The 14,961-nt window shown below is 56.9% G+C and carries 9 protein-coding genes and 1 pseudogene; 5 read left to right on the plus strand and 5 right to left on the minus strand.

Annotation, left to right across the window (positions count from 1 at the left end; translation table 11 throughout):
- Positions 1 to 131: pseudogene (locus tag PQU98_RS00005) on the minus strand (IS1595 family transposase); the annotation flags it as partial.
- Positions 132 to 484: 353 nt separating this feature from the next.
- Between PQU98_RS00005 and PQU98_RS00010 the strand changes: the two are divergent.
- Entirely contained in the window at positions 485 to 1,441 is a 957-nt protein-coding gene (locus tag PQU98_RS00010; RefSeq protein WP_272742833.1) for an alpha/beta hydrolase, read from the plus strand.
- Positions 1,442 to 1,510: 69 nt separating this feature from the next.
- Here the strand turns inward: PQU98_RS00010 and PQU98_RS00015 are convergent, their stop codons facing one another.
- The 3 genes from PQU98_RS00015 to PQU98_RS00025 all read right to left on the minus strand — a co-directional run bounded on the left by PQU98_RS00015 (position 1,511) and on the right by PQU98_RS00025 (position 5,445).
- Complete coding sequence (locus PQU98_RS00015) at positions 1,511 to 2,002, minus strand: MgtC/SapB family protein (protein ID WP_272742834.1); 492 nt, start codon at positions 2,000 to 2,002, stop codon at positions 1,511 to 1,513.
- A 63-nt stretch (positions 2,003 to 2,065) separates the two neighbouring features.
- Entirely contained in the window at positions 2,066 to 3,199 is a 1,134-nt protein-coding gene (locus PQU98_RS00020) for an acyltransferase family protein (protein ID WP_272742835.1), read from the minus strand.
- Positions 3,196 to 5,445 (minus strand): beta-N-acetylhexosaminidase, encoded by a 2,250-nt coding sequence (locus PQU98_RS00025; RefSeq protein ID WP_272742836.1) that lies wholly within the window; start codon positions 5,443 to 5,445, stop codon positions 3,196 to 3,198. The genes PQU98_RS00020 and PQU98_RS00025 overlap by 4 nt, the downstream gene beginning before the upstream one ends.
- Positions 5,446 to 6,021: 576 nt before the next feature.
- On the opposite strand from PQU98_RS00025, the gene PQU98_RS00030 reads away from it, so the two are divergent.
- The 4 genes from PQU98_RS00030 to PQU98_RS00045 all read left to right on the plus strand — a co-directional run bounded on the left by PQU98_RS00030 (position 6,022) and on the right by PQU98_RS00045 (position 13,908).
- A complete protein-coding gene (locus tag PQU98_RS00030) occupies positions 6,022 to 9,249 on the plus strand; it encodes a TonB-dependent receptor (RefSeq protein ID WP_272742837.1) in 3,228 nt (1,075 codons plus the stop codon).
- A 152-nt stretch (positions 9,250 to 9,401) separates the two neighbouring features.
- Positions 9,402 to 10,925: a tryptophan halogenase family protein gene (locus PQU98_RS00035; RefSeq protein ID WP_272742838.1), complete on the plus strand. Its 1,524-nt coding sequence runs from the start codon at positions 9,402 to 9,404 to the stop codon at positions 10,923 to 10,925.
- Positions 10,922 to 12,427 (plus strand): tryptophan 7-halogenase, encoded by a 1,506-nt coding sequence (locus PQU98_RS00040; protein ID WP_272742839.1) that lies wholly within the window; start codon positions 10,922 to 10,924, stop codon positions 12,425 to 12,427. Before PQU98_RS00035 ends, PQU98_RS00040 begins: the two co-directional genes overlap by 4 nt.
- Complete coding sequence (locus PQU98_RS00045; RefSeq protein WP_272742840.1) at positions 12,424 to 13,908, plus strand: tryptophan halogenase family protein; 1,485 nt, start codon at positions 12,424 to 12,426, stop codon at positions 13,906 to 13,908. The genes PQU98_RS00040 and PQU98_RS00045 overlap by 4 nt, the downstream gene beginning before the upstream one ends.
- On the opposite strand, the gene PQU98_RS00050 is transcribed toward PQU98_RS00045, so the two are convergent.
- A complete protein-coding gene (locus tag PQU98_RS00050) occupies positions 13,898 to 14,920 on the minus strand; it encodes a glycosyl hydrolase family 18 protein (RefSeq protein WP_272742841.1) in 1,023 nt (340 codons plus the stop codon). The genes PQU98_RS00045 and PQU98_RS00050 overlap by 11 nt on opposite strands.
- Positions 14,921 to 14,961 lie beyond the last annotated feature (41 nt).

Consider the following 14,961-nt stretch of genomic DNA (forward strand, 5'->3'; position numbering starts at 1 on the left):
TAAAACAAGGCCACTGTGTTGGCCTGCAAATCCAGCACATCCGCAGCCGAACGCGCGGTCACTTCCAGAACGAAAAATTCCAGAAGCCGCAACTGCACTTTTCGACTTAATTTACAGCGTTTTAAGCCCATATCGCCACCATAGATAAGTTGCCTTATCTACGACAGCCCCTACAATTTATGTAATAGTCTGACTATTCTCTTTCTCCCTACAAGTTTTCGTGGTAGCGCTATCATAACGGTGGAAAACGCCGATTAAATAACGGCTTTTTAATGCCGTGGACCAGGGAAGAGATTATGTCACCGATATATCACGGACTTCGCGTCCGTCTGTGAGCTGCGTTGCCCAAAGCTCAACCCATGTGTCCGGGCACGGTTGATCTATGGTTCGGCGGCATTTTACCTCTTTGGAAAAGTAAGCGTAAAAAACCGGCAGAGCGTAAAGCTGGATAATCAATAATCAGGAATCAGGAAGGAAAACAGATATGGCACATACCCTTAAGTACCACGTGGCCCGCTGGATCAGGAGCGGTTTGGCCGTTGGTGTAGCGGCTCTGGCCAGTTTAGCCGGGTCGTCTGCGATGGCGCAGGCGGATCACACCATGACGCCGATTGCGATCCCGGCGCAGCCAAAAGCGATTGAGTTGGGTACCGGCCCGCTGCCAGGGGCGACAGCACCGGAAGCCTGGCACAGCCAGTACGGCAGCGTCTTTGCGCGCAATGTCACCGTGGCCACCCTGACGCCCTTCTTACCCGATCCGTCAAAGGCGACGGGGGCGGCGGTGATTGTGGCGCCCGGCGGCGGGTTTCGGACTTTGTCGATGAACAACGAAGGCTGGGATGTGGCTCAGGCCCTGGCTGACCGTGGGGTGGCCGCATTTGTGCTGAAGTACCGCCTGAACCAGACGCCGCAGGATATGCCAGCCTTTGAACGCTCGATGGCCGAGATGTTCTCAGGTACCGCCCGCCGTCCGCCCGCGCCTGGGGATGCCTCGGTCACGCTGGCCCCTCAGATTGCTGATGCGCGCGCCGCCTTTGCGCTGGTGCGATCACGGGCCAAGGAATGGAAGGTTGACAGCGACCGTATCGGCATGGTCGGCTTTTCGGCGGGGGCCATGCTGACTATGGCGACGACCCTATATGGTCAGGACGCAAAACCGGCCCATATCGCCAATATCTACGGCCCTCTTGCTGCCGTTGAGGTTCCGGCGGGTGCGCCGCCTCTGTTTGTCGCTTTGGCGGCCGATGATCCGTTCTTTGCCAATGCGGGCTATGGCCTGATCGATAGCTGGCGCACGGCCAAGCGTCCGGTTGAGTTCCACCTCTATGAACAGGGCGGGCATGGCTTTGGCATGTACCCGAAGGAAACCACCAGCACCGGATGGTTTGAAGCCTATGTGCGTTGGCTGAGTATGCACGGCTACCTTAAGCCGAAAGCGTAAGGGGGGGGGAAGACGGGCGCGGCAAGCGAAATTATGTATCGTCACCGCGCCCGCACCGAAAAGGTGTTTTCAAACCGCGTTATGATCCTTATCGGCAGGGTCGCGTTTGCGGGCGGCCCACATTTCTATCTTTTCCTCAATCGGGTGAGCTACGATCAAAAGCAATAAAGCCAGCGCGCCCCCGATCAGGAACACCGGCCATGTGGCCAGTCCGGCGGCAATCCCTAAAGCCGCAGTTACCCAAACGGCGGCGGCGGTCGTCAGACCGTGCACTTTCATCTGATCCTGATCACGAATAACCACCCCGCCGCCGATAAAGCCGATACCGGCCATCACGCCCTGAATAACCCCTTGAATGGTGCGGCTGAGCGCATCGGGATGTCCCAAAAGCGCATCTATATGGGTGGAGGTGACCGCAACCATAGCTGCCCCCAAAGCCACCAGACCCAGGGTGCGCATACCCGCCGGACGACCGCGCACGTCACGATTGGTGCCTATAGCCATGCCAATGACAGTGGCGGCCAGAAGGCGCAGGCCAATATCCAGTGTTTCGGAATCCATGCTGCGCTCCCTGTATATTTATCTCTACACTGAGCATGATCCGGTTTGGCTAAAAAGACGATATCAAACCTTGATGATCCAGTTCTTACGGCGCAGATAATCCATGCACAGCCAGATGAAGGCGATGAACAGAATGACCGGGATCAGGGCGGCGGCGGCATCACCGACCACAGGTTTGGCCCAGTGGTACGGCAGAAGTGTCAGTTGCCAGCCGACCATGCCCGCAGCCAGATCATGCAGCACATAGGCGGCGATGGCATTGATGCCAAAAGCCAGCGGAATGTTGACAAGCGCGGTGCCTGCCGCATTGGGTTTGGCGTCCGTATCAAGTACGGCATGAAGCCCTGCCAGACAGATCGTGGTGATGCCGCAGGTCACCAGCACAAAGGTGCTGGACCAGATGTCTTTGATGACCGGAAACACGAACGCCCAGCCGATCCCGGCGACCAGCATGGCAACACCGGCACCGAGTACGGGCAGAGCTGAATTCTTGCCCTTACGGCCTAGAAGATACTCACCGATCGCCACGCCGATCAGGCCATGCGCCAAGGCGGGCAGGGTGCCCAGCAGCCCTTCGGGGTCGTAGCCTTCGGGGCCTTTGACATAGTTGTGGTTGCCTGCGCCGAACATGGCGCGATCTACCGAGGCCACGAAATTATGGCCGCGCTGCCAGATATCATTTGGTAATCCATCTAGGGCGGGGGCCAGACTGAGCGGCCAGTACAGGGCTAAGATGGCGATGATGATCCCAATGCGCACCTTTGGGCCACACAGGAAAAACAGCAGTGCGCATCCGCCGTAGACCAGACCGATGCGCTGAAGCACGCCCCAGAACCGCCATGTCGTTTCAGACAGAGCCGAAAACCACCACAGATTGGCCAGAATAAACCCGATCAGAAACAACCTGAATGTGCGCCAGAAAATCTTAAGCGCCTGATCTGCGTTCAGGCCGTTCAATTGGCGGGCGCGATCAAGCGCCATAGGGATGGATACCCCGACCATCATCAGAAAGGCCGGAAACACCACATCGGCGATCATCAGCCCATCCCAATGGGCATGAAGCAGCGGCGGATAAACCTCAGCGTTCTGGCCATATTTCATGCCCGCGGTGGCATTGACGAGGATCATACCCATGACCGTCAGTCCGCGCAGAACATCAAGCGAGATCAGTCGAGGTGGTTTGGTGGTATCGGTCATGGCTGGGTATCCGAAGCGGGTCTGAAGGTAATCTGATCGATCACAAAGACCGGATCAAGTGAGGGGCGGGTAAATCCGATGCACAGGTCGTGATGGCCGGTTTGAGCGGGCACTGCGCCGGTTACGGTTGTCAAACGCGGGTTGGTTTTGATCGTGTCTGGTAAGGCTAAGGTGGCAAGGGGTTCACCTTCGCAGGTTGGAGCATTGCCGATGCGCTTGCGGATAAACATTTCACCATAAGGTGTGGCGGGTGGCTCAAAGCTGACCTTACGGCGGCCATTGACGGTCAGGAAGTTGAAGGGCACCTGACCGACGACGGCACGGATATCAAGACCGTGGGACAGATCAGCCTGCGGCCACAGCCAGCACGACTGATATACATTGACGGCAAACACGGCCCGGTCTTCGCCGGGGGCGTCGTCCTCAAGATGGTGGGGGAAGGGCTCGCCGCAGGTTTGCAACTGATGGCTTTTGCGGGTGGCAACGGTATCAGGGTTTATAGCGTAGCTGCGCTCCCGCCCCAGAGGTGCGCCATTAATATAGGTTTGGGCCGTAATGTGGGCGGGCATGGCGACGTCAAGTGGGACGGTATAGGTTTCAGGCGCTGCGCTGTTCAGGCGATAACGTATCTCACCGAGGCTCAGGTGATTAATCAGGGTGAGCTTGGTGGTATCGCCTGCGCGTTCATAAGCTATATCCGGCTCGAACGGGATGGTGTTGTATGTTACTCCCAGCGCATCCAGTCGTTTGAGCGTCGCGGGCAGGTCCGCGCTGAACCGGCTCCAGTCGCGCTTACTTTGAGGTGACCAGCCGACTTCGGACAGGGCAATCAGGCGCGGAAACACCATCGTCTCAACGCGGCGGGCGTGGCGCATGTGCTCAGTCCAGACATTGGCCTGCACGCCGATGATGTGAGCTTCGCGCTCCGGCGTGATGCCTTCGGGTGTGGAGTCGAAGTCATAGACATCGCGCAGGCTGGCGATCCGTCCACGGCCTGGTGGCTCATCCGGTGAGGCACTTTGGGCGCTGTCGAGATACAAGACAGGCTCTGGCGACAAAACCGTGTCGTGGCCGAGGGCTGCGGCCGCAACAGCGCCATCCAAACCGCGCCAGCTCATGACTGTGGCGTCAGGCGCCAAGCCGCCTTCCAGAATTTCATCCCAGCCGATCATGCGCCGTCCGCGTTTGGCAATATGCTGGCCTATGCGCGTGATGAACCAGCTTTGCAGTTCATCCTCATCTTTCAGGCCAAGGTCTTTGATACGCTGCTGGATGTAGGGGCTGGCGCGCCACTGGTTCTTGATGGCCTCATCGCCGCCGATGTGGATGTAATCGGACGGGAACAGATCCATGACCTCATCCAGCACATCGGTCAGGAACCGGAACGTCGCATCGTCTATATTAAAGAGATAGGGGTAGACGCCCCATTTGTTCATGCTCTCATTGGGCGGTTGTCCGGTGACGCCAAATTCCGGGTAGGCATGGACGGCCGCCAAAGCATGGCCGGGCATTTCAATTTCGGGAACGATGGTAATATTGCGGGCGCGCGCATAGGCTATCAGTTCGCGCACGTCATCCTGTGTATAAAAGCCGCCATAGCGTAAGAGGGCACCTCTTGCGTCAAACCCTTGCGCCCCGGCCAGTTGGCGAAAGGCGGAAGCCTCCGTCAGCTTAGGATAGCGTTTGATCTCCAGCCGCCAAGCCTGATCGTCGGTCAGGTGCCAGTGCAGGACATTGAGCTTATGGACAGCCATGGCGTCAATCAGCAGGCGGATATCGGATGGGCTTTGATAATGACGCGCCGAGTCGAGCATCAATCCGCGCCAGCCATAGCGGGGTTGATCCTTTATAGTGAGCGCGGGCAGAGTCGAGTTCTGTTGGGCCAATTGCCAAAGGGTCATAGCCCCGTAAAACAGCCCTTCGCGATGGGGCGCCGTTATGGTGATGCCTTCAGGGATAATATCAAGCCTGTAGGCTTCGAGCGCAGAGCTTTCGATATCGCCGCGCCTGAAACGAATAGCGGCTGGGGTTTGAGGGGGATTCACGAGCTTAAGGCGAACCCCGGTGGTCTGGATGAGCAGGGATTGAAACTGCTTCGCGACCCCATAGGCTTCGATATCACCGGCTGGGGTCGCTATCGCAATGCCGGAAGTCAGCCGGAAGTGGCCGTTTGTGGTTACGAGATCAGCGGGGGCTGGCGTGAGGTGAACCGCTTGCGCGGCTTCAGCGCCGTGAGCCGAAGGCACATATAATCCGGCAAATATCCCGGCAAGCCAAAGCCCAAAGCCTAAGGGGTTGCGGTATTGGTTTCTCATCAGAGTGATAACTGCGTCTTCTTGCTTGCTTTTCATTGTTACCAATTAAATACCTATTGGCGGTTTTGTGTGATTTTTTACGTCTAAAATAGGGGGTTAAATATAACACACTGTCAATGGAATTTTGTAACTTTGCTATTATTGGAGGTATCATAAGGCCGCATTCTGTGTGTGTTTTATTGTGGTTTGTGTGGAAAGTAAATATAAAACAGCATGTTATGTTTTGATTTTGTGGCGGCCTGGCATTGTGTCGTTTTTGTGTAGACAGTCTTGGGGAACTGTGTTTTGTTGATAATGCCAATATTTAATTGGTAATGCCAATGTGATTTTTGAATGCCGCTTGTGCGGGTTGAAATGTCCGAGTGGTATGGGTGCGTCAGGTGGATGGTGATGCCGTTGGGGAACTATCCGGCAGCCGTCTTTATCGGCGTTATCGCGGACTTTATGGGCCAGAGCCACTTTCATTCAGGGGAAGGGCGGCCGGGGATTATTGGAGGGTTTCAGGGTATGAAGAGTTTACCTAAAATATCGCGCGCACGTAGTCGCCTTCTGGCGGGGTCGGTGCTGGCGAGTGCGGCCGTTTTGGCCTTTGCAGGGCCTGTGCTGGCTCAGGAGGCGGCCGATACGGATACGACCGAGGTTGTGGTGGTTGGCGCGCGTAAAAACCTGCAATCGGCGCAGCAGATCAAGCGCAACGCCGATACGGTCGTCGATTCGATCACGTCTGAGGATATTGGCTCTTTTCCCGATAAGTCGGTGGCCGAAGCCCTGCAACGGGTGGCCGGTATTACCGTAACGCGCTTTGCCGGTACGGACGATACCTCGCACTTTTCGGCCGAACCGTCGGGGGTGATCGTGCGCGGCCTGCCGCAGGTGCGCTCGGAATTTAACGGTCGCGATACCTTCTCGGCCAACTCGTCGCGGGGCCTGAGCTGGGGCGATATCTCGCCGGAACTGATGGGCCGGATCGATGTCTATAAGAACCAGACCGCAGAGCTGATCGAAGGCGGTATCGCCGGGTCTATTGATCTGCGCACGCGTCTGCCGTTTGACTCCAGAGGCCGGTCAATGGGTCTGACGGTTGACTTTTCTTATGGCGATCGCGCCGAAAAGTGGGCGCCGTCCGTATCAGGCATCTGGTCTGACCGCTGGGAAACGGAACTGGGTGAGTTTGGCCTGATGGGCAATCTGGCCTATTCCAAGGTCATCACGGCTTCCGAAGGTGTGCAATATGACCGTATGGCCATTTTCGATGTCGACGCGTTCGGGCCGGGCCTGAGCTATGTGCCATCTGGCGTCTATATGCGCGAAAATATCTATGACCGCCGCCGCAAAGGTATATCCCTGGCCGGGCAGTGGCGCTCCAACGACCGTACCATGATAGCCACCGCGCAGTTCAATCGCTCAAGCTACGATAACTCGTGGAAAGAGCGCTCGATCTATTCGTCAGCATTCTCGATCTATGGTTCGGCGACGGATTCGATTGTGACGGACGGAGCCTTGCTGGGGGCGCTGACCGGTACTGATCCGCTGGTATTCGACGATCAGGGCAATTTTGTCAGCGGGTCATGGTCGGGCCCGACGCTTTATCGCGGTGAGGGGCTTGCGGCAGGCTTGCTGCTGGCCGGCAATGAGTTGGGCCAGCCGTTCTTTAATCAATGCTATTCATGGGAAGGCTGCGTTGGGCGTCAGGCACCGCAACTGGATACAGCCTCAAACCGTTTGAAAAACAACCAGTTCACGCAGGATGCTTCACTTAATTTCAAGTGGAATCCGACCGAAAAGCTGCGCCTGAATTTCGATGCGCAGTATGTTGAATCCGAAGTGAAAAACTATAACGCTTCGGCGCTGGCGCGCACCTTTGTCAACACCTATGTCGATGCGTCGGGGAAGTATCCGACCCTGACGTTTGAGCCTGAAGCGGCGGAAAACATCAATCTGTCGCCAGGTGGGCTGAATAACGCCAACAACTATTCGTACTATGCGGTCACGGAACATACCGAAGACTCTGACGGCACCGAACTGGCGCTGCGGGCCGATGCTGAATACGATTTTGATGGCACATGGCTCGATTCGATCAAGGTTGGGGTGCGTTATGCGGACCGTGATCAAACAGTGCGCTGGGGGGCCTATAACTGGGCTAACATCGCTAACACCTGGGCCAGTTCCGGCCCGTACTATAATATCGACAAGCCGATCTACGGCGACGGCTCATTCGAATATTACACCTTTGATTCCGACTTCTTTGACGGCAATCAGATGAACCATCACACCTTTGCCTTCTTCAGCATGGATCGCCTGATGGATCGTGAAGGCTTTGGTGAGACCTTGCGGGCGGATCGTGTCAAAGGCCCCGGTTACACCTTGACAGGTGATGATTTCGCGCCGGTCTGTTCGGGTATTGGCTATCGTACCGGTGAAACCGTTATAAGCGATTACGGCTGTTACCTGCCGAACGAAATCCTGAAATTCAATGAAAAGACCAGTGCGGCCTATTTCATGCTGAAATTTGGCGGGCCGGACGCTACGATTGGCGGTATTGGCGTTTCGGGTAATATTGGTGCGCGTTATGTCGAAACGACCGATAAGACCGAAGGCTCGGTGACCTATCCGGTGGCTTTCTCAAGTGCAGCCTTGGTCTGTACGCGGCCGACGGCCCCGGCACCGGGGGCTCCTGTGCCGCCGCCAACCACCGGCTGTGTGGTCGGGCCTGAAGAAATCGCCTTCAACAATGGTGGTTTCGTCCTGTCGTCAGCCGAGGCCAAGCATGAGCACTGGCTGCCCAGCTTTAACCTGAAACTGGATGTGACGGATGAATGGGTGGTGCGTCTGGCGGCGTCTCGTGCGCTGTCGCGTCCGGATGTCGGCCTCCTGCGCAACTATGTAACGATTGGCCGGATCAGCCCGAACCTGTCGAACAGCAGTGATCCGAATATTATCCGTAACCCGGCCGGGGATATTGTTGGATATAACTGGCAGTATCAGGCCAATTCCGGCAACCCGTATCTGGAGCCGATCACGGCCGATCAGTTTGATATTACGGCTGAATATTACTTCGCGTCGGTAGGGTCGTTTACGGCCACGGCCTTCTATAAGAAGTTCAATAACTATATTCAGGCCGGCACCTATAATCTGGATGTGACCAATAACGGTGTAACCCGCACGGTTCTGGTCGAGGGCCCGATGAATGGTGATGGTGCCAAGATTTTCGGTCTCGAAGTGGCCTATCAGCGCTTCTTCGACTTCCTGCCCGCACCTTGGGACGGTCTGGGCGTTCAGGCCAACTATACCTACGTCAAGAATGACGGGATCGAGACCACCCACCTGACCAATGAAACCGGTCAGGGAACGGGCGGCGGCGGCGTGACTTACGACGCCACGGCGGTCAAGGCCGATGCTCTCGAAGGCGTGTCTGAAAACGCCTACAACCTCGTGATGATGTACGAAAAGGGTAAACTCTCCGCCCGTCTGGCCTATAACTGGCGCGATGAGTTCCTGGTGACGGCCATCGACTGCTGCGTCGGCTTGCCGGTCTGGCAGGAAGCGGCCGGGTATCTTGATGGCTCTGTTCGCTATCGGGTCAATGATACGCTGGAACTGTCGGTTCAGGGTTCTAACCTGCTGGGTGAAGACACCGTGCTACTGCAACAGGTCAACAATGACGGCCTGCTCAAGCCGAACGCCTGGTTCAAAAACGACCGTCGCGTTCAGGTGGGGCTGACGCTTAAATACTAAGCCGTCCTCAGCGGTTGGAATGTGGCGCATCACCGGATCGGTGGTGCGCCATTTTTGTATAATAAATTGATTTTCATGACTAAATTATTTTCCTGAACGCTTGTGGACTTATGATTTGTCTGTAATCATCCTCAGCATAAGGTGAGGGCGTAATGAACAAACTGAAAGTCGTCATTGTGGGGGGCGGAACGTCAGGCTGGATGACGGCGGCGGCCTTTGCCGGCGTCACAAAGCGTGAGCAGGTTGAGGTGCAACTGATCGAGTCCGATGAGATCGGCACCGTTGGCGTCGGTGAGGCGACCTTGCCGCACATCAAGGATTTCAACGACTATATCGGCATCAATGAGGCCGAATTCATGCGCAAAACCCAAGCCACGATCAAGCTGGGGATCGAGTTTGTCGACTGGGGTAAGATTGGGAATCGTTATTTCCATCCGTTCGGAAAGTTCGGGGCGCCGATGGGGGCAACTGACTTTTTCCAGATGTGGCTGCGGGCTCGCAAAGAGGGCCTTGAAGCGCCGCTTGAGGATTTTTGCTACGCCATAGTGGCCTCAAAACAAAACCGGTTTGAGTTTCCGTCACGGGACGGCAATTCGGTCAAGGCGTCTTACGCCTACGCCTATCATTTCGATGCGTTTTTATATGCGCGTTTTCTGCGGGAGTTTTCCGAAGCGCGCGGCATTATCCGCACCGAGGGCAAGATCACGGATGTAACGCTGGATCAGCATAGCGGTGATATCCGGTCGGTCACCCTGGCGTCGGGTGAGGTAGTTACCGGCGATCTGTTTATCGACTGTTCGGGGTTCAGAGGGCTGCTGATTTCGGGCGCGCTCAAGGTCGGTTATCAGGACTGGACGCCGTGGCTACCCTGCGATCGGGCAGTGGCGGTGCCGTGTGATCGAACCACAAACGAGATAACCCCTTACACCCGCTCGACCGCCCGCGCGGCGGGCTGGCAGTGGCATATCCCGCTTCAGCACCGCACGGGGAATGGCTATGTCTATTCCAGCCGGTTTATTTCGGATGATGAGGCGGCGGCGACACTTCTGGCCAATCTTGATGGTGCGGCTCAGGCCGATCCGCGCCCGTTACGCTTTACGGCCGGGCGGCGGGAAAAGTGCTGGCATAAGAACTGTGTGACGATCGGGTTGGCCAGTGGATTCCTGGAGCCGCTGGAATCGACCAGTATCTATCTGGTGCAGATGGCGATTACATTCCTGCTGAGATTGCTGCCGCGCGAGCATGTAATGGATCAGACGCTTGAGGACGAATTTAACCGCCTGATCGATGTCGAATATGAGCGGGTGCGCGATTTCCTGATCCTGCATTACCACGCCAATACGCGCACCGACGCGCCGATGTGGCAATACTGCCGTGACATGGATATTCCAGACAGCCTGCGCGACAAAATCGCCCGCTTTAAGCATCGCGGCTATATCCACGCCTATGCCGATGGCCTGTTCGCGCCGCCAAGCTGGCAGGCGGTGTTCTTCGGGCAGGACATAGTGCCGGAGCGCTATGATGCGCTGGCCGAAGTCATGGATCGGGACGTGCTGCTGACGCGCATGACGGATTTGCGCACGCTGATTGCGGACGGTGTGTCGACCATGCCGGGCCATGATGACTTTATTCGCGGCTATTGCGATGCCGGTAAGGCAATAGAGGCTGTGCGATGATTGCGTCGCCTGCGCCGCCTAAGCGGGTCGTCATCGTCGGCAGTGATATCGACGCCTGGCTGAGCGCCAATACCGTGCTGCGGGCCTTGGCGACCCACGGCGTTGAGGTCAGTGTGGTCGAGACCCGCGCTCACCTGACGCCTTCGGATGTGACTGAGGCCCTGCCGGAGTTTCGTAAATTCATGCGGCTGCTCAACCTGCCCGAAGCGGCGGTGCTGCAATCAGGCGCCGGGGCACTTAGTCTTGGGCAGCGCTTTGCCAATTTTTCGGGCAAGGGCGCGTTTATGAATGCTTATGGCCCAACGGGGCCGGCGTCTTTGAGCACCAATTTCGTCCAGCACTGGGTGCGGGCGCGCCAGATGGGGCTACCGGCGGAGTATGAAACCTTCAACCTGACCGCTATGGCGGCCCAGACCGGACATTTGCTTATGCCTGCGCAGGCGGTGGCAGGGACAATGCCTAGCGAATATGGCTATCATCTGATGGCGGCCGGATTGGCTTCGTTTCTGAAAGCCGTTGCGGTGCGCCGTGGGGCCAAGGTTTATGCCGGTGAGCATTTTGGTCTGAAACGGGCGCAAGACGGGGCCATCTCAGCGGTTTTGGCCAGCGACGGTGCGGTCATCGAAGGCGATCTGTTTATTGATGCGACGGGCGCACAAGGCCGGTTAATCGGTGCGCTTGAGGCGACGAATTCAGAAAGCTGGCGCGATCTCTATCCGTGCAACCGGTTGCTGACGGCGGCCACAGGTGTGTTCCGACCGCTGCCGCTCTATGCTCAAATATCGGCCAGCCGTCATGGCTGGTGGGGGTTATATCCGCAGCGAAGTCAGACCACGCTTCAGATGGCCTTTGATGGCGAACGGCTGAGTGACGATGAAGCGCTTGAGGCCGCCCATAGCCTGTCGGGGCAGGCCCTGTCGGGTATTTCAGTGCAGGAGATGACGCAGGGTATGCGCTCGCAGCCGTGGGTGCAAAACTGTCTGGCGGTAGGGGCTGCGGCGGCACGGTTCGATCCGCTGGACGCAGCGCCCCTACAATCCCTTCAGATTGCCCTAAGCCATCTGGTGGCGCTCTATCCGGTGACGGCTGATATGGCGATTGAGCGCGATATCTATAATCAAACGGTGTCCGATCATTACCGCCGCCTGCGTGATTATCAGTTGGTGCGCTACAGACTTAACCGGCGTTTTGATGATCCGCTGTGGGATAGAGCGCGCGATATGGCGACGCCCGACGCTCTGGCCTATAAGCTTAAAGTGTTTGAGGCCCGCGGTCTGATGGTGCGCTATGACCATGAAAGCTTTAATGAGGATAGCTGGCAGATGCTGGCTATTGGTCATGGCCTGATCCCAAAGTCCTATGATCCGCAGATCGACCATGCCGATGAGGCTGCCACAATGCGTACCTTCCAGAGCCATCTGGCCGTCATCAGGCAGCAGGTCGGGATTATGACACTACACGAAGAGGCGCTGATGGCGGTGGTGCAGGCGACACCGGCATGACGGCCGTGGGTAAAACCGTCATTGTCGGCGGCGGCACCGCGGGCTGGATGGCCGCAGCCGCGATTGCCCGAGCCATTGGCACTGATCATCACGAGATCTGCCTGATCGAGTCCGATGCCATTGGCACGGTTGGGGTGGGCGAAGCCACTATCCCGCCCATACAGGATTTTAATGCCTTTCTGGGCATCGACGAAGACGACTTTATCCGTGAGACGAAGGCGACGTTCAAACTGGGGATCGAGTTTATAAACTGGCGCAAGCCGGGGCATACATATTTCCACCCCTTTGGCGTCTATGGCCGGGATTTTGACGGCATACCCTTTCAGCACTTTATGCTCAGGGGATTGAAGGACGGTGTGGCCGCGGACTATGGCCTCTACAATCTGGAGACTATGGCGGCGCGGGTGGGAGCCTTTGCACGGACATCAAAAGGCGCACCGGTCGGCTATGCCTATCATTTTGACGCGGGGCTTTATGCCCATTACCTGCGCCGCTATGCCGAACGGCGCGGGGTTAAGCGGATAGAAGGTGAAATTACCGATGTCACCTTAAACCCCGATGATGGGTTTATCCGGTCGGTGACGCTGAAAACCGGCGCGGTCGTGGCGGGTGATTTCTTTATCGATTGCTCTGGTTTCAGGGGGCTGCTGATCGAGCAGGCGCTGAAATCCGGCTATGAAGACTGGTCGAAATGGCTGCCCGCCGATCGGGCGGTGGCGGTGCCGTGTGCCACCCCTGCCGGTGATATCCTGCCCTATACCCGATCAACGGCGCGTGAAGCGGGATGGCAATGGCGCATCCCGCTTCAACACCGGATCGGCAATGGCTATGTCTTTTCAAGCGCGTTTATCTCGGAATCTGAGGCGACCGACACCCTGATGGCCAACCTGGATGGTGAGGCGCTGGCTGAGCCGCGCGTGCTGAAGTTTGTCACCGGCCGCAGGCGTCAAAGCTGGGTCAAAAACTGCGTGGCGCTGGGGTTATCGAGCGGGTTTCTGGAGCCGCTGGAATCGACCAGCATCCACCTGATCCATGCCGGTGTGATCCGGTTGCTGGGGCTATACCCTAAATCCGGTTTTGTGCCCGCGGTCATTGATCGGTTCAACCAAGAAATGGAATCCGACTATACCACCGTCAAGGATTTCCTGATCGCCCACTATCATGTGACCGAGCGCGACGACACACCGTTCTGGGCCTATTGCCGTAACTATGACCCGCCCGATAGTTTAAAGGCGCGGCTGGAACTTTACCGGTCGTGCGGGCAGGTCATGCCGACGGTGCTTGAGCTATTCAAAGATACCAACTGGTTTGCGATCCTGATGGGGCAGGGCCTGGTGCCCGATGATTATCACACCATTGCCGACCGTCTACCGGACGATGAACTGCGTCTGCGGCTGGATGAGGTGCGAAGGCAGGTGGCCGCGAGATTGGCGGATTTGCCGCGCCACGGCGATTATATCGCTAAAATCATCAATCCTTAAGGGCGGCCTTAGCGGTTGTGATCAGGCGATGATCGTCGGTGTCCTGGGAGATTTCCCACACCATAATCCCGGCACCTTTGTCTGCGGCCAGTTTGGTCTTTTTCTGTAAGGTTTCCAGACCGTTGTAGGTGACATATGAACACCCGCCGCAGCGTTTGCCGATTACATCCGTTTTGAGAATGTCCTCACCATAACGGGCAATCAGATCGCGCATCCCACCGTAACCGTCCTTATAGTCGCCAAAGCCGTAGCCATAAAATGGCACGCCCAGCACCAGCTTATCTTTGGGGACACCACGCGCGCGCCACAGATCCATATCGCGCTTTGCCTGTGACAGCGGGGAGTGCTCATCGCCCGGTGTGCCCCAGCTTGGGCCGATAGCGTCATAGGCCATGACATTGACCAGATCGAAATAGGGGATGGACGATATCGGTATCATGCCGCCTTCATAGGAGGCCGTGGCGCAGGTCAAAAGCTTGCCCCGCGCTTTCAGGGCTGCGCTCAAGGCCGCAATAAACGGCGTGTAATTTCCGGCCTTATCGATCTCGGTCAAAAGGGCACCTTCGATATCGACATCAAGGCCATCAAGGCCATAATCATCGACCAGCTTGATCAGATCGGCCACCACAATATCGCGGTTATGCGGTTCCAGCATGATACGCCAGTCCCCAGAGCATTGCGGAATAGTCCCGCCGCCGAGTGACACCAGAACCTTGACGCTCTTGGCATGGGCCAGATCCACCGCGGTGCGTAAGGATTCGCTCGTGACCTGAACTCCGCCCGCGTCAGGCATGCAGGTCATCTTGCCATCTGATACGACGGCTCCGGTCGGGTCAGGATTGATGAACGACAGATTGAGGTGGGTGTATTGACCAATATCAGCCTTGGCCATGATCGGCCCCATGCCCTTGAAGGCCGGAACATAACCAATAACGACCGGAGCTTTGGGTTCTGCGAGCGCGGGCTGAGTGGCCAGAAGAGCCGTGATCACTGCGGCAATTTTGGTATTCATTGGTATTGTTTTTCCCCGATGCTCACATTTCTGTTTATTGA

Origin of the sequence: Asticcacaulis machinosus (genome assembly GCF_028550435.1) — a bacterium.
Lineage (GTDB): Bacteria > Pseudomonadota > Alphaproteobacteria > Caulobacterales > Caulobacteraceae > Asticcacaulis > Asticcacaulis machinosus.

Coding starts and splice junctions, on each gene's coding strand:
- PQU98_RS00010 (WP_272742833.1), top strand. CDS start 485: ATGGCACATACCCTTAAGTACCACGTGGCCCGCTGGATCAGGAGCGGT.
- PQU98_RS00015 (WP_272742834.1), bottom strand. CDS start 2,002: ATGGATTCCGAAACACTGGATATTGGCCTGCGCCTTCTGGCCGCCACT.
- PQU98_RS00020 (WP_272742835.1), bottom strand. CDS start 3,199: ATGACCGATACCACCAAACCACCTCGACTGATCTCGCTTGATGTTCTG.
- PQU98_RS00030 (WP_272742837.1), top strand. CDS start 6,022: ATGAAGAGTTTACCTAAAATATCGCGCGCACGTAGTCGCCTTCTGGCG.
- PQU98_RS00035 (WP_272742838.1), top strand. CDS start 9,402: ATGAACAAACTGAAAGTCGTCATTGTGGGGGGCGGAACGTCAGGCTGG.
- PQU98_RS00040 (WP_272742839.1), top strand. CDS start 10,922: ATGATTGCGTCGCCTGCGCCGCCTAAGCGGGTCGTCATCGTCGGCAGT.
- PQU98_RS00045 (WP_272742840.1), top strand. CDS start 12,424: ATGACGGCCGTGGGTAAAACCGTCATTGTCGGCGGCGGCACCGCGGGC.
- PQU98_RS00050 (WP_272742841.1), bottom strand. CDS start 14,920: ATGAATACCAAAATTGCCGCAGTGATCACGGCTCTTCTGGCCACTCAG.